This is a genomic window from Wenyingzhuangia sp. IMCC45574, assembly GCF_054182685.1.
In genome coordinates, this window is the sequence record NZ_CM135169.1 from 3,119,141 (window position 1) to 3,144,582 (window position 25,442).

Below are 25,442 nucleotides of genomic sequence, written 5' to 3' on the forward strand. Positions count from 1 at the left end.
TTTTAAATATGTTATTATGAAAAAAGTTAGCTTCTTATTGTTATTGTCTGTGTTGTCTATAAAAGCTCAAAAAAAGCCAAATATTGTTTTTTTACTAAGCGATGATCAGACAAGTATTGCTACCGGTTGTTATGGCAATTCTCAGGTGGTAACTCCCAATATGGATAATTTAGCAAGAGAAGGTGTGCTGTTTAAAAACCATTACAATACCACCTCTATTTGTATGGCTAGTAGAGCTATTATTATGACGGGTATGTACGAATATAAAACAGGATGCAATTTTTTACACGGACCACTACGTCCGGAAAAGTTTCAAAAGTCGTATCCAGTACTGTTAAGAAATGCAGGGTATTATACTGGTTTTGCAGGGAAGTTTGGTTTTGGTGTAGCTAATGGTAGCGATTGGAACGATCGTTTGGAGGAGGTAATGCCTAAAGATGAGTTTGATGTTTGGGGAGGTGGTGTTGGACAAACACAATACGAAACTGCAAAAAACAAAGCCATTGCTAAATATGCTAAAAAATATCCGCACAGCTCTAGAGCCTATGCGGCATGGGCTCACGATTTTATAAAAAGTGCTAAGAAATCGGGAAAACCGTTTTGTATGTCTATTAGTTACAAAGCACCCCACTTGCCTTTTACTCCAGACAAGTATTTTGATTATGTGTATCAAAATAAAACCTATCAAAAGCCTAAAAACTACGGAGCTAAATATGCAAAGCATTTATCACCACAGTCTAAAACAGGAAGACAGTATCAAGGTTATGAGTTTTGGAGAGAATCAGAAGAAAGTTACCAAACGGCAATTAAAAAATACAATCAGCTAATACATGGAGTAGATTATTCGTTAGGGATGATTCGTAAGTCTTTAGAAGAATTGGGAGTAGCAGACAATACCATTATTATTTTTACAAGTGATAATGGGTACAGTTGTGGAGCACATGGTTTTGCAGGAAAAGTATTGCCCTATGAAGAAGCCTCTAAATCTCCGTTAATTATCTACGATCCAAGACAAAAAGAGCAAGGAAAAGTAGTGGAGGCTGTAACCGGAAATATAGATATTGCTCCTACCATTTTAGAGTATGCAGGATTGTCTCCACAAAAGCAAATGGATGGAGTAAACCTTTGTAAAATGATTGTCAATCCTAAGAAATATAGCAAGAGAGCTATTGCTTTAACCAATATGTGGGGGAATGATGAGATTCAGGAAATGGCAGTAGTAACTAAGGATTGGAAATATATTTATTGGCAGTACGAAAACGATGCAATGAAACCGACAGAAGAATTGTTCTACATAGGTAAAGATCGTTTAGAGTTAGAAAATCAGTTACAGAATAAGAGTTATAACAAGCAGTTAAAAAAAATGAGAAAGGTCTACGATGCGCAATATCGTCACTTAGTAACCAATGTAATTGATTATAACAAGTACGAAAAATACATCACCTTGTTTGATAGAGTGGCCACAAAAAAAGAAAAAACGCCGTTGTATACCGATGACTATGGAAAAAGTAGGAAGTCTAATAAAAAGAAAGGTAAAAAAAAGGGTAAATAAGACATAAGTACAAGGTATAGAAACATTTGTAGAAAATGTTCTAAGGGGTTAGTAGTAGTTTTGTGTACGAACACGTAATGTTTAAAAACCAAAAATAGAGATCATGTTAAAAAGGTTATTTGCCGTTGTTGTAATCACGGTTTTAGTTTCTTGTACTGCTAAAACACACTGGAATGTTGTAGAGTATGGTGCCGTAGCCGACGGAGAAACGGTTAATACAGAAGCAATTCAGAAAGCGATAGATGAGTGTAGTAAAGCAGGAGGAGGTACTGTTGTTTTAGAGGGAGGTGTATTTGTGTCTGGAACGCTTTTGGTAAAAAACAATGTAAACCTACAGGTAAAAGAAGGAACAACTCTTTTAGCGAGTTTAAACCCAAATGATTTTCCTCCAGTAGACCCTTTTATAGATGCTACAGGACAATATAGAGGTCAGTGTTTTATTGGGTTGGTAAATGTAGAGAATGCGGCAATTACTGGTAAAGGAACTATAGACGGGCAAGGAGAGCTTTTTACAGCTAAAAAAATAAAGCAACGCGTTAAAAAATTAGGTATAAAATTAATTGAACCAGATTTAACAGGATTGGTAGCTAAGAGCAAAGGATATGTAAATAACAATATTCGTATTACCAACAGACCATTTTTAGTTCGTGTGGTAAAATCTAAAAACATAACGCTAAAGGATATTCACTTAACAAGACCGGCTGCATGGACGTTGCACTTGTTTCAAACACACCATTTTGAGGTAGATGGAATCGATATTTACAGTCATGCAAATCGTAACAACGATGCCATTGATATTGATTCGAGTACGCACGGAGTAATTAAAAATTGTACGATAGATTCTGGAGACGATGCCATTTGTTTTAAGTCTACAAGTCCCGCTCCATCTTCTGATGTGTTGGTAAAAGATTGTAAACTTAAAAGTAATTGGGGAGCTATTAAGTTTGGAACTGAATCTATGGGAGATTTTAAAAATATAACCATTCAAGATTGTTTTATTCACGATACTACTGGAGGTGGTATAAAAATGTTAAGTGTAGATGGAGCAAACATAGACAATGTCTTAATAGAAAACATTAGAATGGAGAATGTAGAAATGCCAATTTTTATAAGGTTGGGAGAACGTAGGTTGGTGTATAGAAATGCAGCAAGAAAACCGGTTGGAAGCATAAACAATGTAACAATTCGTAATGTTAAAGCTGTAGTGAGAAGCCTAGAGAACTGTAGAATTAAACCTACAACAGGATTCTTTTTTACAGGAACTCCAAATCATAAAATAGGGCATGTTACTTTAGAAAATATAAATATTACATTGCCAGGAGGAGGAACTAAAGAAGATGCAAGCATCGTAGTTCCAGAAAACGAAACGCAATATCCTGAGTTTACCAAATTAGGAGCAACACCTGCTTATGGAATGTTTGCAAGACATATAGAAAAATTAGAAACAAAGAATATTGTATTTAATTTATCGTCTAAGGAAGAAAGAAAAGAGGTGGTTTTAGAAGATGTAAACTAAGCTTTTCGGAATCCTTTCCGATAAAATTTAAAAATAAGTTTTAGAGGCTCTTAAAAGAGGGACGAGTTATAAAGGGAGTAAGTGATTCTAGAGAAATCCCTTGTAAGATGCTGAAAGTAAAGGGTTTTTTAGAAAAATAAGTAGTTGTAGATATATAAGGAATTCAGAAAGTACAAAATAGTACTTTGTATGGATTCCTTTTGTTATTTAAACGGATTGTGAGTAAGTTGGTCTAAACTCCAAATTTTCTAGCCTTTACAAATGAAACGTACCATTCTAACTTTTTTATTGATATGTGGTCAATTGCTATCTGCACAAGACCAACCCAATGTGATTTTAATACTAACAGACGATCAAGGAATTGGAGATTTGGGATGTCATGGAAATCCGTGGATTAAAACACCTAGTATTGATAAATTTTACAAAGAGTCTGTGCGGTTAACAGATTTTCATGTAAGTCCGTTGTGTGCTCCAACACGTAGTGCTATTATAACAGGACAATACCCAATAAATAATGGGGTTTGGGCAACTTATAAGGGAAGAGATGCATTGTCTGAAAACACGACAACACTAGCAGCTGTTTTTAAGGAGAACGGATACAAAACAGGAATGTTTGGTAAATGGCATTTGGGAGATAATTATCCTGTACGTCCTACGGATGTAGGATTTGATGTTGTGGTACAACACAAGGCGGGTGGTGTAGGAGAGTTATCGGACTACTGGGGAAATAATTATTTTGATGATGTGTATTATGTAAACAATCAGCCGAAACAATTTAAAGGATATTGTACCGATGTTTGGTTTCAGGAGACCATGAAATTTATAGAGGAAACAAAAGAGCAACCGTTCTTTATTTATTTACCTACCAATGCTCCACACAGTCCGTTGTATGTAGATAAAAAATACTCAGATCCCTACAAACACTTAGTAGGTAAAGAAATATACAGTGCAGAATTCTATGGAATGATTACCAATATTGATGAGAATTTTGGAAAGCTAGAGAAGTTCTTAAAAAAGAAAAAGTTGGCAGACAATACCATCCTGATTTTTATGACAGACAATGGAACGGGGAATGGGGTAAGCAAAGATTTTAAGTTGGGCTATAATATGGGCTTTGATGGTAAAAAAGGTTCTAAAAAAGAGGGAGGACATAGAGTTCCGTTTTTTATCCGTTGGAAAGATGGAAAAATTAAAGGAGGAAAAGATATTGATGTAGCAAGTTCACACGTAGATATATTTCCAACTTTGCTACATCTTTGTGGTATAGAGGCATCGGCTAAAATAAAACAAGACGGGGTTGATTTGTCTGCACTGTTACGTAAGAAAGAAAAAGACCTAAAAGAGAGAAGTATTTTTATTCATCACAGACAAGATTGGAGACCACCGCAAGATGTAGATAAGACTTGTATTGTAAAGAATCAATGGAGGTTGGTAAATGGAAAGGAACTGTACGACGTTTCTAAAGATAGAAATCAACAAAATAATGTAGCGGCTCAATATCCTAAATTGGTGAAACAGTTGCTACAAGAAAATGATGCTTTTTTAAAGGTCACAAAACAAAATTCAGCCTATTACGAAATGCCTGTTAGTAGCATTGGTAATGCTGCTCAGAAAGAAGTAAAGTTTACCATTCAGCACGCTATTGGAGAAGGAAAAGGAATTTGGAAGAGTGAACAGGTAGCAGCCGGAATGAAAAATGTGAATAATACCCATGCAATTAAGGTGGAGAAAGCAGGGAAATACAAAATTTCTTGTAGAAGATGGCCTAAGGAATGTCCGGGAGCTATTTGGGGAGTTCCTGCAAAGAACCCTAAAAACTGGTTCAACTATAAAACAATTCGTCCAGAAAAGGTAAGGATTCAGATTTCAAATCAAATGCTTGAAAAGAAAATTACAGAGAATGCTGTTGAGGTTGCTTTTGAGGTAAACTTAGAGCAAGGGAAAACATTCTTAGTAAACGATTTTATAGAAGGTAAACAAAAATACGGTGTGTATTATACATACATCACTTACATAGGAGACTAAATTAAAAGACATGTTACAACGAACTAAAATAATCATCAGCCTAAGTGTATTCTTATTGTTGTTGGTAAAGTTACAAGCGCAAACAAAGCCAAATATTATCTGGATTTTTACGGATGATCATTCTTATCAAACCATAGGAGCCTATGGAGGGCGATTGCAGAAATTGAATCCAACTCCAAACCTAGATAAGTTGGCTGCAGAAGGAATGCGTTTTGAGAAATGTTATGTAGAGAATTCTATTTGTGCACCTAGTAGAGCTACTTTGTTAACAGGGAAAATGAGCCACATTCATGGAAAATATAACAACAAAACAAAGGTAGCATTTGATCATGACCAGCAGCAGTTTCAGAAAGTATTGCAAAAGAATGGATATCAAACAGCAATGATTGGTAAAATTCACATAGATGGAAATATGCAAGGATTCGACTATTGGGATGTCTTGGTAAGGCAAGGAGAATATAAGAATCCCGATTTCTTATCTGCTAATGGAGTTAAAAACGAAAAAGGATATGTAACAGACATTGTTACCGATAAAGCATTGGGCTGGTTAAACAAGGACAGAAATAAAGAGAAGCCATTTATGTTAATGGTGCACCAAAAAGCACCACACAGACCTTGGGTGCCTAAAAGAGAATACATGAATATGTATGAGGACGTGACTATACCAGAGCCAGACAATTTGTTTGATGATTATAGTACAAGAACTACTGCTGCAAGAGGGCAAGCGTTGTCTGTAAAAAATGACTTTAGACCCGATTCAGATTTAAAAATTAAGCCACTTACCTTTAGACCTGATCGTTTTAAAAAGATTGGTGTGGATGATCGTTTTGCGGAACGTATTGAAAAATACAAAGATTTAGAATTAAATGAAAAGGACTTAATACGATTAAATTATCAGTTGTACATGAAAGACTACTTGCGTTGTATTTGGTCTGTGGATGAAAATATTGGTCGTTTAATGGATTACTTAAAAGAGACAGGATTGGATAAGAATACCATTGTAATGTATTCATCGGATCAAGGATTCTACATGGGAGAACACGGTTGGTTTGACAAACGTTTTATGTACGAGGAATCGTTTAGAACTCCCTTAATTGTAAAATGGCCGGGTGTAACTAAGCCAGGGTCTGTTAATTACGATTTGGTGCAGAATATAGATTTTGCAGAAACGTTTTTAGATATTGCTGATGCTCCAATTCCAGCAGACATGCAAGGAAAGAGTATTGTGCCAATACTAAAAGATAAAACACCTAAAGATTGGAGAAAGTCATTGTACTATCACTATTACGAATATCCTGGACCACATTCAGTTCGCCGTCATGAAGGAGTTTCTACCAAGCGTTATAAGTTGATTCGTTTTTATGGAAAAGATGTGAAAAATGGAGAAGAATGGGAGTTGTACGATCTAAAAAAGGATCCATCAGAAATGAACAATTTGTATCAGACTAAAAAGAATAAGTCTCTTGTTAAGAAGTTAAAGCAAGAATTGCAAAATTTACGAAAGCAGTATAAAGTGACTAAAGAAATGGAATAGTAATCCTAAGAAGATTAAAATTAGAAACCTCCCAATGGGAGGTTTTTTTTATTGAGTAATTCTAAACTTAAGAATTACATATTGGTGATAGTTTAAGGTGTAAAGGAAGATATTTTTAGTGTTGGTCTTTCCCTAGTTTTCTTTAGAACAACTTATTAAAAACTGGGTGAGTAAAGGGAGGTAAAAAGGTGTCTTTTTATGGTTTTTGTTTTACAATTTCAAGCTCTATAAGTTTGCTGTTAATTTCTCTTCTTTGTATGCCGTTAACTTCAAAAAGAGCGTTAAAATAACTATTCTCATTAGGGAGTTTTCTAAAAAAAGAAGATAGCCATTCAGGGTTGGTAAAGTTGTTTACGGTTCCTGTAACACCAATATCATTATTAGAAACAAAATACAACGCTTTTTTTCCATTTTCTAATTCAAAATAAGATACAATTGCGTAATCTTTTGAAGATTTCGTGTCAAAAGTAGCACTGTATAGCTTTTGATTGTCTTTTTTAGAAACAACAAAACCATTCTCTTTGTATGAAAAAACATGACTGTTTTTTAGAAAAATAGAACTGGATACGTTCATGGTTTTAAACTGACCTATGTAGAAAATATTATTGTCTTTAAGTTCATCAGCAGTTAATTTGCTTTCTAATCTTACATTAAAATCACTATTGTTTTTTAGAAACCATGCGGTAAGTGTTTTTATAGAAAAAGGAGCCATTTTAGAAAACAGAGTGTAGTTGGTTAATTTTAGAGTGTCTTGAGGGTTTTCCTTTGTATACTTAAAAAAATCTGCTTCACTATTTATGTATTGGTTTATGGTAGGGATGAATTCGTTATCTACTTTTTTATAAACGAATGTATGATCTGCAACTACGCATATATTATTACTGCTATTAAAAAAAGTATGCCAACAATAATTGGTTTCTTTCGTTCTAAAGAGGAAGCAAATTAGAGTGATTAATAGGAGGCTAAGGGTAGTAAGGCTAATAATTTTTTTAATACCTAATTGTTTTGTAGGGGCTGTTACTTGTTTAGATTCAGTTGTTATACGTTCAAAAGTTAAATTGTATTGACCTTTGTGGATTGTAAATATTAAAGAGTCTTTTAGTCCTTCTTGTTGGTAATATTCGTCTAGTTTTTTACGTAAATTATACATGTAAACACGAACCTTACTATCGTTTTTATCAGGCTCATAATTGTTTTCAAAAAGTTCAATTCCAATTGTGTATTCGGTTACATCTTCTTTTTCAATTGCTTTTAGAGTAAGGAATTTTAGGAGACGGACATTTCTGGGAGACTTTTCAAAGTTTCTGTTCTCACATATTTTATTTAGGTACTTAAGAATTAATTCCGAATTTGGTAAATGACTCATATTCCAAAAATATAAAAAGGAAAGTTTAAACTCTAGTAAGATGGTTGTTTATCTAGTGGTTAAATAGAATTAACTTGTTTAAACAACGGTTAAATAACAATTTAAAATGTTAAGATTAAAAGTAGGTTTAAGATAAATCTTAGATTGTAATGCTAAACAGTAAGTTTAAATAGGATGAGTAGATTTGTGATTATAGTATTTTTTTTAACATGTTATAGCAGCAGGGTGTCTGCTCAAATTAATTTATTAGGAGACAATGCTCCAAAAGAGAATATTTTAGACGGAGATTTTAATAAGGTATTGGGGGGGTGGAGAGCTGCAAAACAATCTCCTTATTGGAAAACAAGAGTTGTAAAAGGAGTTGGGAAAATGGGAGTAACAGAAGGGAAGCTGTTTAGCAATGTAGAAGAGGGAATTGCTGAGTCTGTAATTTTAAATGCAAATTCAGCATATCTGGTTCCTAAGAAGGGGGATGTTTTGGATTGGAGTTTTGGAGCAGATTTGGAGTATATAAGTAAGGGGAGAATAACGGTAAGTTTGGTTTTTGGTACTTATGAAAGAGTGTTGGCTAAAAAGATTAAACTAAGAGGGTCAGATAAAATAGTTGAGCACTTTAGAGGTACATATACCATTACTAACGAAGATGTAAAACAGGGTTTGCCATTTGTAAGAGTCACTTTTTATTCTAGTAGAGATATTAAATTGTTTTTGGATTATATTAATGTGAGTGTTAGAAATACAGCCAGTTTTAAGCCTAAAATAAAAGGAGAAGTTGTGCAAAAAGGAATAAAAATTAGTTGGAAAGCAAATGGGCAATATTTAAAACATACTATTTATAGGTGCCAAAATGGGCAAAAAGGATACGTGAAAATAGGAGAAACTCAAGAGAATTATTTTTTAGATAATCAGTTGATTCATGGAGTTGATTATACTTATGTAGTAACAGGTGTGGGTAAAACAGGGAGTGAGTCTGTAGGTTCTAATAAAATAAGACTAACTAAGAAAGATACTGTAGCTCCAGCAGCACCTACCAATTTAAAAGCAGTATCATACGATGCTGAAGTAATGATTTCTTGGGATAAAAGTAAAGATAGGGATGTTGAGTATTATACCGTGTTTAGAGGAGATAATAAGGGAGGAAAAGTACAAGAAATTGCTCATAAATTAACTAGAAACAGATTCTTAGATTTTACTCCAACTAAAGAAGTGGAGAATGTTTATATGGTTTATGCATATGATTATAGTGGGAATAGGAGTCAAGTGTCTGAGTCCATAAAAACAAAAGTGAAAATGGTTAAGGGAGCTTCTTTTAGCGATTTAATTTTACCAATGCCAATTCATAAAAAAATAAGAACAAAATTATGGGGAGGGGAGAATGTTTTGCCACGAGATTCTGATAATGGAATAGAAGATAGAGCTTGGTCTTATTGGGGAGGAAGACCCGTTAAAGGTAAAGACGGAAAGTATCATATGAATGTAACTAGGTGGCCAGCGAATGATATTAAAGGTCATTGGGAGTGGCCACACTCTACTGTAGCATATACTGTGTCTGATAAACCAACAGGACCGTATAAAGTTAAAAGAGATTTAGTATATAAATTTCAAAAAGGATTAGGACACAATCCGGATGTTATTTTATTGAATAATGGAAGGTATTTGTTGTATTCTCTAGTAAATTGGAAAGCAACTTTATTTATTTCGGATACTATGAGTGGACCATGGGAAAGATTAGGAGTTATGAAAATTGATGAAAATACATCTTTAGAGAGTCCAAAGCTTTTTTATCGTTTTTATAGGAATTTATCAGGTGTGCAAATGGATGATGGTCGTTTTCTTTTTGTAACCAAAGCAGGAGGTATGATGGTGAGTAAAGGAACCAATCCTCTAGGTCCTTATAAAGTAATTACAGGTCCTTTACAAGGAAGTAAAGTCATTCCAGAACAATATAGAAACTCTAATTTTGAAGATCCAGTATTATGGAAAGATGAGGTGCAGTATCATATGATGATTAATGCCTTTTTAGATTATAGAGCAATTTACTTAAGATCATCTGATGGAATACACTGGAAATTTAATTCAGGAACGGCTTATACTCCTAACAATACAACTTATACCGATGGAACAAAAACATCTTGGTATAAATTGGAAAGGCCGCATGTATTAACAGACAAGTATGGAAGGGCTACACATTTGTCATTGGCAGCCATAGATGTGCCTAAAAAAGATGATTTAGCGAATGATAATCACAGTTCAAAGAATTTAATCATACCTCTAGTTGTTTCTAAACGGATTAAAATGCTAAACAGAAATAGGGTAGATAGAACTACCAAAGAGATTAAAGTATTGATTCAATCAGAAGAGGGGTTTAATGCTCAAAAAGATATAGCTATAAAAAGTTTAAGGTTTGGGGCTACAGAAGTAGTAGATTACGGAAGAGGTTCAAAAGTTATTAGATCTGTAAACAAGGGAAAAGATTTGTTGGTTGTTTTTGATGGTGTTGGAAACGGAATAACCAAAGATAACTTTGTTTGTAAGATGATTGGAAAAGATCGCAAAGGGAAGTTGATTATTGGTTATTCTAAGTTGTTTAAAAGTTTAAAATAGAAAGTACAGAACACTCCATCTAAGCATAGATAAATACTAGCAAAACACATTTATGGTGTAAACAAAATCATATGTATTTAGCATAACAAGAGCTCAGGAGTTAGTTTTGTGGTTATTGTAATTTAATCAGGAAAATCTAAAATGAAGAAAATCGTTTTATTCATGTGTTTCTTTTTGCTTTGTGCATTAGGAATTACATCAGCAAATGCTCAAGACATCAATTTTAATGAGTCGTGGACGTTTTTTAATGCAGAAGCTCCAGGAGCAGAACAGCCAAGTTTTGATGACTCTAAATGGAGGAAGTTAAATTTGCCACACGATTGGGCTATTGAAGGTCCTTTTAATGGAAAATACAATGCACGTTGTGGAGGTTTGCCTTTTCATGGAACAGGTTGGTATAGGAAAACGTTTAAAGTACCAGCTACTTCTAAAGGTAAAGTTGTAAGAGTTGAGTTTGAAGGAGCCATGTACGATGCTTATGTTTGGGTAAATGGGCAATTGGTTGGAAATAGGCCGTACGGATATATTGGGTTTGAATTTGATATTACAAAGTATTTAAAATATGGAGATAAAGAGAATGTAATTGCGGTTCGTTTGCGTCCTCAAGATTTATCATCTAGATGGTACCCTGGAGCAGGAATTTATCGTTCTGTTTGGTTAAAGATAGATGAGCCCGTACATGTTGGTCAGTGGGGAACTTATATAACTACACCAACAGTAACTAAAAAGTTAGCAGTGGTACAAAACGAAACGACTGTGGTGAACAAAAGCAGTAAAGATGTTACTGTGGTTGTTAAGCACGAATACTTTTCTCCAGAAGGGAAGAGTGTTGCTAAAAACGAAGATAAAATTACTGTAAAAGCAAATTCTTCTGCAGAGTCTGGGGTTTGGTGTAATATTAAAAATCCAAAGAGATGGGATATTTATCAGCCTAACTTATACAAGGCTGTTACCACTATTGAACAGAACGGAAAGGTAGTAGATACATACGAAACTAAAATAGGTTTGCGTTCTATTGCCTATACTACAGAGGGATTCTTCTTAAATGGAAAAAAGGTTCGTTTTAACGGAGTTTGTTTGCATCACGATAATGGAGCTTTAGGTTCTGCCATATACAAAAGAGCAGATGAGCGCAAGTTGCAAATAATGAAAGATATGGGGGTGAATGCCATTCGTACTAGCCATAATCCACCTTCTAGAGAGTTTTTAGAGGTTTGTGATGAGCTTGGGTTGGTGGTTTTAGACGAAGCTTTTGATACTTGGAATGTGGAAAAAGTTCCTAATGGTTACAATGTGTTCTTTAAAGATTGGGCAGAAAGAGATTTAAAAGATATGATTCAAAGAGATCGTAATCATCCATCTATTATTATGTGGAGTACAGGAAACGAAATCAAAGAACAATCTGACAAAAAGAATGGTTGGAAAGTAGCTAAAATGTTACACGAGTACTGTAAAGAAATGGATCCTACAAGACCTTCTACTTTAGGGATGAATAATTTTGAGGCTCCATATAAATTTAATTTTGCAGCACAAGCAGATATTTCTGGAATAAACTATAAACCTACAAAGTATGGGTATATTCACGAAACTTATCCGCAATTACCGTTGTATGGATCAGAAACTTCTAGTTGTACAAGTAGTAGAGGGGTGTACCATTTACCAATAGAAAAATATACAACTCATAAGTCTTTACATGTAACAAGCTACGATTTAATTGGGCCACCATGGGCATATCCACCAGATGTAGAATTCCATTACCAAGAACAAAATCCAAATGTTATGGGGGAATTTATTTGGACAGGATTTGATTATTTAGGAGAGCCAACACCGTATGGAGGAAAAGACAATTCAACCAACGGATATTGGAACGGGCACTGGCCATCTCACAGTTCGTATTTTGGTGCGGTAGATTTATGTGGTTTTCCTAAAGATAGGTTTTACTTATACCAGAGTCAATGGACTACCAAGCCAATGATTCACTTATTGCCACACTGGAATTGGAAAGGTATGGAGGGACAAAATATTCCTGTGTACTGTTATACCAATTGTGATTCTGCAGAACTGTTTGTTAATGGAAAGTCTATGGGGAAAAAGGTAAAAGGAAAAGATTTAACAGAGTTAATTGTAAAGTTCATTCGTTACGAAGGAGATACTTTTCAGTCTAAATACCGTTTGTCTTGGAATGTTCCATACCAAGCAGGAAATATAAAAGTAGTAGGGTATAAAGATGGAAAAGCGGTACAGGAAGAACAGATTTTTACAGCAGGAAAACCAGCAAAAATTAGCTTGTCTGTAGATAGAAAAGAGATTGATGCAGATGGAAGGGATTTGGCTTATGTTACGGTTAGAATAGAAGATAAAAATGGAAACTTATGTCCGAATGCTGATAATTTGGTGAATTTTACGGTAAGAGGAGCAGGAGATTTAGTTGGAGTAGATAACGGAAATCAAATTAGTTTGGAGTCTTTCCAAGCAGACCACAGGAAGGCTTTTAGCGGAATGTGTTTGGCTATTTTAAGATCCACAAAAAAAGGAGGTGAAATTAAATTAACAGCAAAGTCTAAATACTTAAAATCTGCGAAAGTAGTAGTTACAACAAAATAGTTTTTGATTGATTTACATTTTTTTAGATCAAAAGCCAACTGAACTTTTCAGTTGGCTTTTTTATTTACTTTCTCTTGTGTATTATGATTTTTCTAGGTTTTTAAAAGGATACTAGACGAAGGATTACACATATGTATTCTACTATTTTACATATGAGATGCTGGTTTGGATACTTATTGACTTATTTAGCTTTAGTCGAATTGAGAAATCAATTGGATTAAAAAATAAACCAAACCAAACCAAATTCATGAAAACGATTGTTAAATACTTACTGGCTTTTTTGCTCTCCATAGCTGGCTGGTCTCAAACCACGGTGTTTCAAAGTGGCTTTGAGAATGCTGTTACGGCTGAGTGGGATGCTGCTACTAGTGGGACAGGTCTGTCCATATTTGAACGAAATACCCTGTCTAAAAGAAGTGATACAAATGGTTTTCAAATTCAGTTCAATGCAACTGGACAAAAAGGGAATTTATGGACTCCAAAGAATATTGAATGGAAGGTAGGGAAGACCTATAAAATATCCTTCTATTACAAAGCAATTGATGCTTTAGATAACAACGAAACGAACATAAAAGTATTTGACAATTCTGGAAATAAAATAGGGCATTTTAACTTTAACCTAAGTAGTGCCGACTGGGTGGAATATGTTGTTGATTTTACTCCTGAAATAAATGGAACAGGAGGCTATGTTTTGTTTTCTGTAAGACCAAATGATCTTGGAGCAGGAGAAGTTTACTTGGATGATGTACGCATTGAAGAATCTGCTGATACCTCAGCTTTTTTTAACGATTTAAAAACAAAAGATGTGGCATCTGTAGATACTATTCCTTGGGTACAATTTGGACCCGGAATGAGTGGGAACAATAAAATATTTTACCCGCACCCTACAGATTCTAATACCCATTTTATAAGTCCAAATATGGGAAACTCGTATCGTTCTACGGATAAAGGGTTTACTTATGAAACAGTAATGAATCCAGATGCTAGATCTTACAAAACAGGTCATAGAGGTCCTGTTTCTTATTATTCGTTAGATTTTTCTAGGCAAGACGAAGATTTTGGTTTTTCAACAGGTAGTGTAAAAGGAGGTTTGTATATCACATCAAACAAAGGAAAAACATGGACTCGTATGGAGTCGGCTCAAGCTCAGGTAGGGAATAACTACTTGTCTGTTGTTTCTGTAGATCCTTCTAATGATAATATTTGGTATTTAGGGGCAGGTAGAATGAGACATTACGGTCGAGTTCTATACCCACAAGCAAATCCAAAAGGGACTTATTTAGATCCTAATGCCAAAGGAAGATTATGGAAAACAACCAATAAAGGTCAAACGTGGAGCTTGTCTAACAATGGTATAAATTCCAATGCAGAGTTTAGTGATGTTGTTGTAGATCCGCTAGATAGTTCTATAGTATATGCTGCTACAAACTATGGTTTTTATAAAAGTACAGACAGCGGTGCAACATGGACTTTAAAATCAGACGGAATAGATCATGACATGATCATATCTATGGATATGCATTTTGATAAAGATACCAAACAAGTTACGCTATTTGCGCTAAGTAATATTATCTGGAGGGCTAAAACTACTGCAGGTGGTAATTCTGTGGAACATGACAAGGGTGGAGTCGTTAAGAGTACGGATAGAGGAGAAACATGGACTAGCCTTAATGGAGATGTTCATATAGATTTAAGCAAATTTAATCACGATAGTGATGTGAAGAAAAGTTACTATCAAACGGTAGCTCATTATTTTGGATTGAATAGTTGGATAGATGCAGAGATTGCATATCCTGTGTTGCCTACTAAAATTTCAACTCGTTTTAATACAATTACTGTAGACCCTAACGATGTGAATAACTTGTATTTGGTAAATGAGTATTCCAATGCATCGGATAACAACTTTAAACCTGGGCAAATTTGGAGAACTAAAAATGGAGGAGGGCATTGGTATGTTGCTTTTAGGAATGGAAAAAACTGGAACAATGGTAGAGACGATGCTTATTGGGTAACCGAGAGAAATAACCCTATGGGGACCAACATAACTCTTAAGTACAAGGCAGATTGGAAGAATAGAGATGGATATGAACGTAAAGGATGTAATTATGTGAAATTTAGTGCCGATGGATCTGTTTTGTATACACAGTTAGCAAAAATAGGATTGGTTTCTTATGATAAAGGAGATAAATGGGAAGATATTGATGATGAAGAAGCGGATGAGTCGGGATCTAATTTAGATGGTTGGGTAGGAGCAGGAAATAGTAACGTTCCTGGGCATGGATTTTACCAGTCCCCTTTATGGCCAGGAAGGGTGTTTTGTCCATCGGGAGAGAATAGTTTGTGGATTACCAACGATGAGGGTGAAAAGGTTAGAGCAGGAGCTCAGGGTGCTGCAGTAATGCAATTGGTATACAACAGTAGCGGAATAAGGCAAGAACATTCAGTAAGTGCTATTGCAGTGCATCCAACAGATAAAAATACTTGGTTTGCTACTTTCTTTAGACAAGCAGGAAGAGGAAAACTATACAAAACTACAGATGCAGGAGCTAATTGGTTTCAACATGGAGTGGCTATTCCAGAACCATGGGCACCAGCCCCTCCAGGAAGTGGAGATCAGGCAGTGCATCAAGTGGGTTTAATGATTGATAAAAACAATCCGGATAATATGTACTTCTGTGTGCCTCAGTCATCTAAAGATATAGAGTGGGTTGGAGATAGTGCACAGAGTTGGGGAGTACATAAATCTACGGATGGAGGTGTAACCTGGGGAGAAATCAATAATGGATTGCCAGCTTCTTTAGATGTTGCTAGAATTACATTCGATCCGAATGATACCAATACTCTTTATGCTGCGGTTATGGATAACAACGGAGGCTTATACAAATCTACTGATAAAGGAGAAAATTGGTCGGAAGTACCTTCTACTACTTCAATTTCTGGTACTTCTGGAGTTAATGATATTCATTTTGATGTAAATGGAAATGCATACATCGCAGTAGGATATAAAAATGTAGATACAGATAAAGGAGGTCTTTGGGTAAGTAAAGATAACATGGTTTCTTGGACTAAAATATTTGATTATCCATGGGTAAACAGAGTGGAGGTGGCTAAGTACGATTCAGATGTAATTCTAATCTCTACCTTACCAAATGCCAAAGTTGATTTTAGAAACGGAGGTACCTACTTGTCAAAAGATGGAGGAGTTACTTGGGTAAAGTTCAATAAAGGAAACGGTCAGTCTGAAAGAGTAAATGATATTGCCATTGATTATACAGTTCCAGGAAAATACTATGCTTCTACACGCGGTAGTGGTTGGTATATGGCAAAGGAACAAAATCCAGGAGGAACAAGTATTTCTGTAGACGATATTGCTATAAAAAGTACCTCTGTAACATGTCCAAGTAACGAAGATGGTCGCATTGAGGTTACTGCGAATAAAACATTTGAGTATTCGGCAGTTTTATCAGGTAACGGAATAACAGAGGATACAAAGAGTTTTACGAATGACCTAGAGTTTTTAAACTTGGCTGGTGGTACTTATAGTTTGTGTATTACTCCTAAAGATAGAGACCAAAGATGTTTTGAGGTAGTCATCTCAGAACCAGAAACAATAGCTGTTGCAGCTACAGTAGACAAAGCAAATCATACACTCTCATTGGAGTTGCAGGGTAGCGATACGTACTCTGTTCAATTGAATAATCAGCATGTAACAGTTTCTCAGAAGCATGTGGAGTTCCCATTACAGTCTGGGCTGAATGCTGTTAGAGTAAAAGGGGCAAAAGACTGTCAAGGAGAATTTTCTGATGAAATTATGCTTGGAGGATTGAATGTAAATCCAAACCCAACAAGTGGAATATTAAACGTATACGGCTTAAAATTAGGAGACACTGTAAGGGTGTTTAATGTACAAGGAGTACAAGTTTTAAGTGGAAATAATTATAGCAACCAAATCGATCTTTCTGAGTTAACCAACGGAATGTACATCTTATCTGTTCAGAATGAACTTAATAGTAACACACAGAAAATAATTAAGAAGTAAGATGAAGAAAAGAATCGTAGCATTTTTAGCATTGGCTGTTGGAGTTTCTACTCTAATAAATGCCCAAACCAAAAAGCCAAACGTAATTGTGGTTTTAGCAGATGATGTTGGTGTAGGCGATATATCGCATTATAGAAGGTTGCACAAAGGAAAAGTAATTGTAGAAACTCCTAATATAGATAAGTTAACAGATCGTGGAGTGTTTTTTACACAAGCGCATGCCCCTGCAGCGTTGTGTGCAACTTCTCGTTATTCTATTATGACGGGGAATAACAATTATCGTAGTCCTTTACCTTGGGGTGTTTGGTCTGGGTATGCACAGTCGGTGATTTCTAAAGAACAGCCTACTTTGGGTAGAGTAATGCAGAATGCAGGTTATGCTACAGGTTTCTTTGGTAAGTGGCACTTAGGGACAAGTTTTGCTAAAAAGAGCGATCCTAATAAGATGTTTGCTGCAACTAGAGGTAAGTTGAGTTTGAATATTGATATTACCAAAATAAAAGATTTTGGCCCTATGCAAAGTGGATTTGACTATTCGGTGACGTTGCCTTCTGGTATTCAGAACGAACCGTATGCTATCTATGAAAATGATAACTGGTTGCCATTAAAAAAGAACTCAGAAATTGCTTTGATTGATAAGGTGTATATGGAGTCTATAGGAGCAACTTTGGAAAAAAAATCGGGCTTAGGAGATTCTAATTGGATGCCAAGTGCTATTGGACCCATTTTAGCAAATAGAGCAGTAAAATATATTGCTAAGAATGCAAAAAAAGACAAGCCTTTCTTTATGTATTACTGTTCACAAGCGGTACATACTCCACACATGGCGGCCGAAGAGTTAGATGGAGTAAAAGTAGCTGGAACTACACCTTCTAAGCATTTAGATATGATTAAAGAGTTAGATCTTCAGGTGGGAATGATGGTGAAGGAGTTAAGAAAACAAGGAGTATACAATAATACGGTGATCATTTTTACATCGGATAATGGAGGCTTGCATGTAGATGGAGATACTTGGAATGCTCGTCATGAACCAAGTGATATTTACAGAGGTTGTAAGAACGATCCTTACGAAGGTGGGCATAGAGTTCCCTTTGTTGTTTCTTGGCCAGATAAAATTAAACAGTCAAAAGAGCAGAAAGAGTTGGTAATAGGGATGGATATTATGGCAACGATTGCTGCTGCTGGAGAGTATAAGATTCCTAATAATCAAGCATTAGATTCGTACAACTTGTTGCCTTTGATTTTAGGTAAAGAAAAGAAGTCTTCTAGAAAACATATCATGATTCAGGGAGGTTCGCATAGAGAAGTAATGATTGTTGAAGGAGATTGGAAATTAATTATTCAGGTGAATAAAAAAGACAAAAGTAATAAAGACAGAAAGCCAATTGCGTTGTTTAATTTAAAAACCAATGATACTGAAGATGAGCGATACAATTTCGTGAATCAAAAAAAGTATCAAAAAAAGTTACAGTCGTTAATGGCAAAGTATCACCAAACCAGAGATGGATTGGTGATGACAGGAAAGCACTTTTAATTAAAGAATAAAAAGATATAAAGAATGAAAAATAAAATTATAACATTCGCTTTATTATTGGGGACAGTTTTCTCAATAAATGCTCAAAAAAAGCCAAATGTAATTGTAGTCTTAGCTGATGATATAGGTACAGGAGATATTTCTGCTTATAGGAGATTGCATTCGGATAATATTATTCTAGAAACACCCAATATAGATAAAATAGCAAAAAAAGGGGTGGTGTTTACCAATGCACATGCCCCTGCTGCTTTGTGTGCTACTTCTCGTTACGGAATTATGACGGGGAATGGATGTCATCAAAGTCCATTGCCTTGGGGAGTTTGGAGTTCTTATGCTCCTTCTGCTTTTAAGCCAGATCAACTTACTTTGGGAAGATTGATGAAAAATGCTGCGTATACTACCGGATTCTTTGGGAAGTGGCATTTAGGAATGAGTTTTAGAGACAAGAAAAACCCTACTAAAATATACAAAGAGGTTAGGGGTAAGAAAATAGAATTAGGAGTAGATATTTCTGAAATAGTAGCAGGAGGTCCTAATTACAATGGTTTTGATTACAGTTTTACATTGCCAGCTGGGGTTCAGGATGTTCCTTATGCTGTATATGAAAACAGTAAGTGGATGCCTTTAGAAAAGAATTCAAAAATTGATGTGATTACCAACGCTAAAATGGCCAAACTACATGTAAAGCTAGATAAAGACGAAGGTTATGGAGATTCTAATTGGGATCCTCACCATATAGGGCCGTTGTTAGTGAGTAAGGGGGTGAATTTTATTAAGAAGAATGCGAATAAAGACAAGCCATTTTTTATGTATTACTGTTCTCAGGCAGTGCACAAACCACATACACCTTGTAAGGAATTAAATGGTGTTAAGATTGCAGGAACCACACCTTCTAAGCATATGGATATGATTAAAGAATTGGATGTGCAAATGGGAATGCTGGTGGATCAATTGAAAAAAGAAGGGGTTTACGAGAATACGGTTTTCATTTTTACTTCTGACAATGGAGGCTTGTTAGTTGATAAAAACACAAGAAATTCAGGTCATAAAGTAAGTGATATTTACAGAGGTGCTAAAAATCAACCTTATGAAGGAGGGCATAGAGTTCCGTTTATTGTGTCTTGGCCAAAAGAGTTAAAGAAAGCAAAAATTAATAAGCCAGTTCTAGGTTTAGATATTATGGCAACACTAGCTGCAATTACAGATTATAAAATCAAAAAAGGTCAGGCAGTAGATTCGTACAACTTATTACCAGTGCTTAAGAATCCAAAAAGTAACGATATCCATTCGTTCTTAATTGTACAAGGAGGTTCTGGTAAACAGGGGATTATTATAGATGGAGATTGGAAACTAATTGTAGATTTTGATAAAAAAGACAAAACATGGAAAACGAGAACTCCAAGAGCATTATTCAATTTAAAAGAAAATATTCAAGAGAAAGAGTCAGGTAATTATGTTAACAAGCCTAAATATCAAAATAAAGTAAAGGAGTTGTTTGATAAATACAATCATTACAGAGATAGTAAGGAACCAACCGGAAAACACATTTAAAAAGAAAACTATATAATAATAAGTGAATATGTTAAGTACAAGTATTAAAAAAGGGTTATTGGCTGTTGCTGCTTTAGGTGCGGTAGCTTTTAACAATGCAGAGGCTCAAAAAAAGAAGTTCAAAGCGAACTGGGAGTCTTTAGACAAAGCAGATGAAGAACCAAAGTGGTTTCAGGATGCAAAGTTTGGGATTTACACCCACTGGGGTCCAGTATCTGAAGCGTTTAATGGAGCAAATCCTAAAAGACGTTATAGAGGTTGGCACGGAATGAAGATGTATGAAGATGGTAAAAAAATACCAACTAAAAACGGAAAGCCAGGGAATAACTTTTTACATCATACAGAAAAGTATGGAGATCCTGCAGAGTTTGGTTACAAAACTGTAATCGAAAACTTTAAACCAACAGGGTTTGATGCAAAAGAATGGGCTGAGTTGTTTGAGGCTTCGGGAGCTAAATTTGCTGGACCTGTAGCAATGCACCACGATAACTTTGCAATGTGGAATGCAAAATCTACAAGATGGAATTCTATGAATTACGGAGGAATTGATCCGTCTGCTGCTTTAAAGAAAGAAATAGAAGCTAGAGGAATGAAGTTTATGGGGTCTTTTCACCATGCTTTTACATGGATGTACTATGCACCAGCTCATAAATATGGAGGTGTAGATCCAAAAGACTACGATTTATACACAAGTCCGCATGCATTAGATAGCACAACTCCAGACAAGCGTTTTTACAAAGAATGGTGGGCTAAATTAAAAGAGTTTATCGATGTTTATCAGCCAGACTTAATTTGGTTTGACTGGTGGTTGGAAGAAATGGATGAGGAGACAAGACAGAAGTTCTTAGCGTATTACTACAACCAAGGAGAAAAGTGGGGTAAAAAAGTAGCGGTGTGTTATAAAGAGACTACTTTTCCAGAAAACGTAGCTATTAGAGATTATGAAAGAGGTCGTCCTAATCAGCCAAAGAAAGAAGCTTGGTTAACAGATACTTCTCCAGGAGCATGGTTTTATAGACCAGGGGCTAAATTTAAAACAGCAAATGAATTGATTGATATTTTAGCTGACATCGTTTCTAAAAATGGGGCAATGTTATTAAACGTTCCGCCAAACCCAGATGGTAAAATTCCACAAGAAATGAAGGATTTATTATTAAACATGGGGTCTTGGTTAAAAATTAACGGAGATGCTATTTATGGAACAAGACCATGGACTGTTTTTGGTGAAGGACCTACACGTTTACCTCAAGGAGGGCATAAGGTAGAAGAGAAAATGAAGATTGAGTATGGAAGTACAGATATTCGTTTTACTAAAAAGTCTGACAAAGAGGTGTATGCAATTGTATTAGATAAGCCAGAAGTATCTACTGTGATTAAAACGATGAGTACTCAGTTAGGAGTATTAAACTCTGAGATTGAAAAAATTGAGTTATTAGGAAGTGATGAGAAGGTAGTATGGAAGAGAGACGAGAGTGGTTTGGTAATTCAGGCTCCTAAAGTTTGTCCATCGGATTATGCGGTTGCTTATAAGATTACTTTAGAGGGATATAAAGAGAATGATATAGGTGGAAACGTACAAGCTCATGTTGACTAATATGAGTTACTAGTTTTTTAGATTTTTTTTAAAATGCTGCTGACGGCTTAATTGCTTTCAGCAGCATTTTTTGTTTTCCAAAGGTTTAATGTGAAAAACGAATTAGTAAAATGATATTTATAATAGTGTTTATTGGTGAATTGTTAGTAAACCTTTGTTTTTATTGGGTTTATGAGGATTGTGTTTTTGGTTTGTTGAGTATTTATTAATCATAATTGTCTTGGTTTAACACATATGATTCATGAAATTGAACGTTTAAAGCCCAATTTTGAACCTATTAACTAACTAAAAACTTAAACATAAATGTATCGTGGATTAAGATCAATGCTTTTAGAAAGCAAAATAAAATCTATAAGCAGGCATTTGTTTGTAGCAGTTCTCTTCTTATTGATAGGGGCTTTTTCAGCAAATGCTCAGAAAAAAATTTCAGGTTTGGTTACAGATAATCAGGACCAACCTCTCTTGGGGGTGAATGTTATGGTGAAGGGGACCAGTAAAATAACAATTACTGATTTTGATGGTAATTATATCATCATGGCAAAAAAAGGACAAGAGATTGAGTTTAGCTCAATGGGGTATGAAACAAAAACTATTAAAGTTCAGGAGAGTGGTACAATTAACGTTGTAATGGAATCTAATGTTTCTGAATTAGATGAGGTTGTCGTTGTTGGATATGGTACTCAGAAAAAGAAAGAAGTAACTGGAGCTGTAGTTCAAGTAAAAGCTGAGGTTTTAGAACAAACTACTACTTCTGATGTTGGACAAGCCATACAGGGACAAATAGCGGGGGTTAACGTAGCATCTTCTTCTGGTGCACCCGGTGAAGAAGCAAATATTGTAATTCGTGGATTTAGTTCTTTAATAGATGGAAACAATAGTCCTTTATATGTGGTTGATGGAATTCCTTTTGATTCGGATCCTCAATTAAGTATTAGTGAAATAGAAACTATTGATGTTTTAAAAGATGCCGCTTCTTCATCTATTTACGGAGTTCGTGGTTCTAATGGGGTTATTTTAATTACTACCAAGCAAGGTAAGGTTGGTGAAATGAACATTAGAGTGAATTCTGAATATGGTGTTCAAAAGATTCAGTCTGATTTCTATGTAATGGACAAAGAGCAATACAATTATTTACACTTATTAAGAGGAGCTTTAAATACAGATAAGCCTCAAGGAGGTGTTGATGGGGATATTCATAGAAATTCTAGTTATTTTACAAACAATACAGATTTAAGCGATGTGTTGTTAAATGATTTAGCATCTATTGAAAACCATTCTATAAATGTTTCTGGTGGTAAAAAAGATTTGACATATAGTTTAAATGTAAACTACTTTGGGCAAGAGGGGATTTTCTTTAATTCTGACTACAACCGTTTGAATGTACGTTCTAATACAAAATTTACAAAAGGTAAATGGAAAATTACTGCAGGTTTAACTTTTAGAAGAGACGAAAGACAAGTAGCTCCTAATGGTATGATGAATAGAATTTTGCAATACAGAACTTTTCAGCCTTCTATTAACTTAAACGAAGCAGAGATTAGAGGACTTTCGGAAATATCTACCGATGATCCAAACGATGACTGGAAGTTAAATGAAGCAAGGAGATTGGCAAATGTTGCAAGAAATCTAAAGATTGATGACAATAGAAGGCAAAATAGTCATACCGGAAATATTCAGTTAGATTATGATGTTACAAAGGGATTAAAGTTGACAGGGAGATTTGGTGTAACGTACACCGATCGTAAGGATATTAGATTGACTCCAAACTTTTCTATTTATAATACAGAAGGGGAGTTAATTACAAATCCATCAGCGGTTTCTGTTAATAGAACTACGTCTTCAACATATTCTAAGGCTACTGCAGAGGTGTTTGCAACCTTTACTAAGGAAATAGGTAGGCATAATATCAACTTAATGGCTGCAACTACTTTCGAAAAATCAACAAATGAGAGATATTTAGTAGAGGTAAGAAATAACTTTAATCCGGCAATTACAGTTTTAGATAACTACGAGTTAATTTGGAATGTAGAGTCTGGAGGGCAGGATTATGTTAGGGTTGTACAAGGAAACTTGGCTAGGTTACAATACAATTATGACGGTAAATACTTATTAAGTGCAAGTGCTCGTTACGATGGTTCTTCTCAGTTTAGCGAAGGGAATAGATGGGAGTTGTTTCCTTCTATTTCTTTAGGGTGGAACATTTCTGACGAACCTTTTTGGGATTCTCTAAAGAGTGTAGCAAATTCTTTTAAAATGAGATATAGTTTTGGTAGTAATGGTAATGATAGATTTGCTCCTTATAGCAATCAATCGGTAATTACTCCGTCTATTGATTATGTATTTGGATCTAATAATCCTTCTGGAGATTTAAATAGCCCATCATCAGAGTCAGTAGCCTTAGGAGCAACTCAATTAAGATATGCAAATGAGAACTTAAAGTGGGAAACCAACATAGAGCAAAATTTAGGGTTTGACTTAGCACTCTTTAAGAACAAATTAACCATTACTACAGATATTTATAAAAACGAAAAAAGAGATTTATTATACCAAGTGGTAAATCCTCCTTCGGCTGGAGTTTCTGGAGCTAACAGAAATACGGTATTTAATGTTGGTAACATGGAGAATAAAGGTTTTGAGGTTGCTGCTAAATACAGGCACAATAGTAAGAAGGGTGTAAGTTGGAATGTTTCTGGAACGTTTACTAAGAATAAGAATAAGGTTACAAAAACGAGTCCAAACAATCCATTTATTTATTTAGACAGAAGTTTTATTTCTGATGCAGGAACTAGAGAGTTGGTAAGTGTAATTACAGAAGGACGTGAGGCTGCAGCTTTTTATTTACGTCAAACCAATGGATTGGTTACAGATGCAGATTTAAATGTAAGAGATGAAAGTGGGAATATAATTGGGGATGGAGATTACAAGATATTAGATCCATCAGCTAGGTTAGGAGAGTTAAAATATATAGATCAGAATGGGGATGGAGTCTTAAATGATGATGACAGAGTGTACAGTGGAAGTGGAAACCCAGACTTTGAAGCAGGTTTGAATTTTTCTGCTAGATACAAAGGATTTGATTTGTCAATGCAATTATATGGTGCTTTTGGAGGTAAGGTAATGAATGGTAATAAAGCATATGCATATCAAGCAGGTGTTCATAGAGATCTATTCTATTCATGGACAGAGCATAATCAAGAGTCTGTAATTCCTTGGTACAATGGTAATAACACAAGATCTTATAGAGGTGGGTCTACTTACTTTTTAGAAGATGGAGATTTTATAAGATTAAGAAACGTTGCCTTAGGATATACGATTCCTAAAAAGACGGTTGAGAAAATGGGATTGAGTAAGTTAAGACTATATGTGCAAGCTCAGAACATATTAACATTAACAGATTACACCGGTTTTGATCCAGAAGTTGGAGGGAATGGATTAAGTACAAGAGGTATTGATTCTGGTAAATATCCGCTTTCTTCTCAGATGAAAATGGGGCTTCAATTACAATTTTAATCGTGTAAGACAA

12 protein-coding genes are annotated in these 25,442 nt (G+C 35.1%); 11 read left to right on the top strand and 1 reads right to left on the bottom strand.

The genetic code is table 11. The features are described from left to right. Nucleotides 1-16 precede the first annotated feature (16 nt). From ACXHHC_RS13225 to ACXHHC_RS13240, 4 genes are all read left to right on the top strand, one after another. Nucleotides 17-1,552, top strand: coding sequence for a sulfatase family protein (locus tag ACXHHC_RS13225; RefSeq protein WP_458226848.1), 1,536 nt, complete (start codon nucleotides 17-19; stop codon nucleotides 1,550-1,552). 103 nt (nucleotides 1,553-1,655) lie between these two features. Next, nucleotides 1,656-3,068, top strand: coding sequence for a glycoside hydrolase family 28 protein (locus tag ACXHHC_RS13230; protein ID WP_458226849.1), 1,413 nt, complete (start codon nucleotides 1,656-1,658; stop codon nucleotides 3,066-3,068). Between the two features lie 261 nt (nucleotides 3,069-3,329). Continuing rightward, nucleotides 3,330-5,093 (top strand): arylsulfatase, encoded by a 1,764-nt coding sequence (locus ACXHHC_RS13235; RefSeq protein ID WP_458226850.1) that lies wholly within the window; start codon nucleotides 3,330-3,332, stop codon nucleotides 5,091-5,093. 10 nt (nucleotides 5,094-5,103) lie between these two features. Continuing rightward, nucleotides 5,104-6,627, top strand: coding sequence for a sulfatase family protein (locus tag ACXHHC_RS13240; protein WP_458226851.1), 1,524 nt, complete (start codon nucleotides 5,104-5,106; stop codon nucleotides 6,625-6,627). 196 nt (nucleotides 6,628-6,823) lie between these two features. Here ACXHHC_RS13240 and ACXHHC_RS13245 read toward each other — a convergent pair whose 3' ends face one another. Beyond that, nucleotides 6,824-7,993 carry a hypothetical protein gene (locus ACXHHC_RS13245; RefSeq protein WP_458226852.1) on the bottom strand — a complete coding sequence of 390 codons (1,170 nt, stop codon included), beginning with the start codon at nucleotides 7,991-7,993 and terminating at the stop codon, nucleotides 6,824-6,826. A 174-nt stretch (nucleotides 7,994-8,167) separates the two neighbouring features. Between ACXHHC_RS13245 and ACXHHC_RS13250 the strand changes: the two genes are divergently transcribed. The 7 genes from ACXHHC_RS13250 to ACXHHC_RS13280 all read left to right on the top strand — a co-directional run bounded on the left by ACXHHC_RS13250 (nucleotide 8,168) and on the right by ACXHHC_RS13280 (nucleotide 25,429). Then, complete coding sequence (locus tag ACXHHC_RS13250; protein WP_458226853.1) at nucleotides 8,168-10,597, top strand: hypothetical protein; 2,430 nt, start codon at nucleotides 8,168-8,170, stop codon at nucleotides 10,595-10,597. 141 nt (nucleotides 10,598-10,738) lie between these two features. Beyond that, nucleotides 10,739-13,201, top strand: coding sequence for a beta-galactosidase GalB (galB, locus tag ACXHHC_RS13255; protein WP_458226854.1), 2,463 nt, complete (start codon nucleotides 10,739-10,741; stop codon nucleotides 13,199-13,201). A gap of 247 nt (nucleotides 13,202-13,448) precedes the next feature. Next, nucleotides 13,449-17,240 (top strand): VPS10 domain-containing protein, encoded by a 3,792-nt coding sequence (locus ACXHHC_RS13260; protein WP_458226855.1) that lies wholly within the window; start codon nucleotides 13,449-13,451, stop codon nucleotides 17,238-17,240. Nucleotide 17,241: 1 nt separating this feature from the next. Next, nucleotides 17,242-18,774: a sulfatase family protein gene (locus ACXHHC_RS13265; protein WP_458226856.1), complete on the top strand. Its 1,533-nt coding sequence runs from the start codon at nucleotides 17,242-17,244 to the stop codon at nucleotides 18,772-18,774. Between the two features lie 24 nt (nucleotides 18,775-18,798). Continuing rightward, nucleotides 18,799-20,325, top strand: a complete 1,527-nt coding sequence (locus ACXHHC_RS13270; protein ID WP_458226857.1) for a sulfatase family protein — start codon at nucleotides 18,799-18,801, stop codon at nucleotides 20,323-20,325. 28 nt (nucleotides 20,326-20,353) lie between these two features. Further along, nucleotides 20,354-21,919, top strand: a complete 1,566-nt coding sequence (locus ACXHHC_RS13275) for an alpha-L-fucosidase (RefSeq protein ID WP_458226858.1) — start codon at nucleotides 20,354-20,356, stop codon at nucleotides 21,917-21,919. 303 nt (nucleotides 21,920-22,222) lie between these two features. Further along, the gene (locus ACXHHC_RS13280; protein WP_458226859.1) at nucleotides 22,223-25,429 is read left to right on the top strand and encodes a SusC/RagA family TonB-linked outer membrane protein; all 3,207 of its coding nucleotides are present in this window, start codon (nucleotides 22,223-22,225) and stop codon (nucleotides 25,427-25,429) included. Nucleotides 25,430-25,442: the final 13 nt, after the last annotated feature.

Coding starts and splice junctions, on each gene's coding strand:
- ACXHHC_RS13225 (WP_458226848.1), top strand. CDS start 17: ATGAAAAAAGTTAGCTTCTTATTGTTATTGTCTGTGTTGTCTATAAAA.
- ACXHHC_RS13230 (WP_458226849.1), top strand. CDS start 1,656: ATGTTAAAAAGGTTATTTGCCGTTGTTGTAATCACGGTTTTAGTTTCT.
- ACXHHC_RS13235 (WP_458226850.1), top strand. CDS start 3,330: ATGAAACGTACCATTCTAACTTTTTTATTGATATGTGGTCAATTGCTA.
- ACXHHC_RS13240 (WP_458226851.1), top strand. CDS start 5,104: ATGTTACAACGAACTAAAATAATCATCAGCCTAAGTGTATTCTTATTG.
- ACXHHC_RS13245 (WP_458226852.1), bottom strand. CDS start 7,993: ATGAGTCATTTACCAAATTCGGAATTAATTCTTAAGTACCTAAATAAA.
- ACXHHC_RS13250 (WP_458226853.1), top strand. CDS start 8,168: ATGAGTAGATTTGTGATTATAGTATTTTTTTTAACATGTTATAGCAGC.
- galB (WP_458226854.1), top strand. CDS start 10,739: ATGAAGAAAATCGTTTTATTCATGTGTTTCTTTTTGCTTTGTGCATTA.
- ACXHHC_RS13260 (WP_458226855.1), top strand. CDS start 13,449: ATGAAAACGATTGTTAAATACTTACTGGCTTTTTTGCTCTCCATAGCT.
- ACXHHC_RS13265 (WP_458226856.1), top strand. CDS start 17,242: ATGAAGAAAAGAATCGTAGCATTTTTAGCATTGGCTGTTGGAGTTTCT.
- ACXHHC_RS13270 (WP_458226857.1), top strand. CDS start 18,799: ATGAAAAATAAAATTATAACATTCGCTTTATTATTGGGGACAGTTTTC.
- ACXHHC_RS13275 (WP_458226858.1), top strand. CDS start 20,354: ATGTTAAGTACAAGTATTAAAAAAGGGTTATTGGCTGTTGCTGCTTTA.
- ACXHHC_RS13280 (WP_458226859.1), top strand. CDS start 22,223: ATGTATCGTGGATTAAGATCAATGCTTTTAGAAAGCAAAATAAAATCT.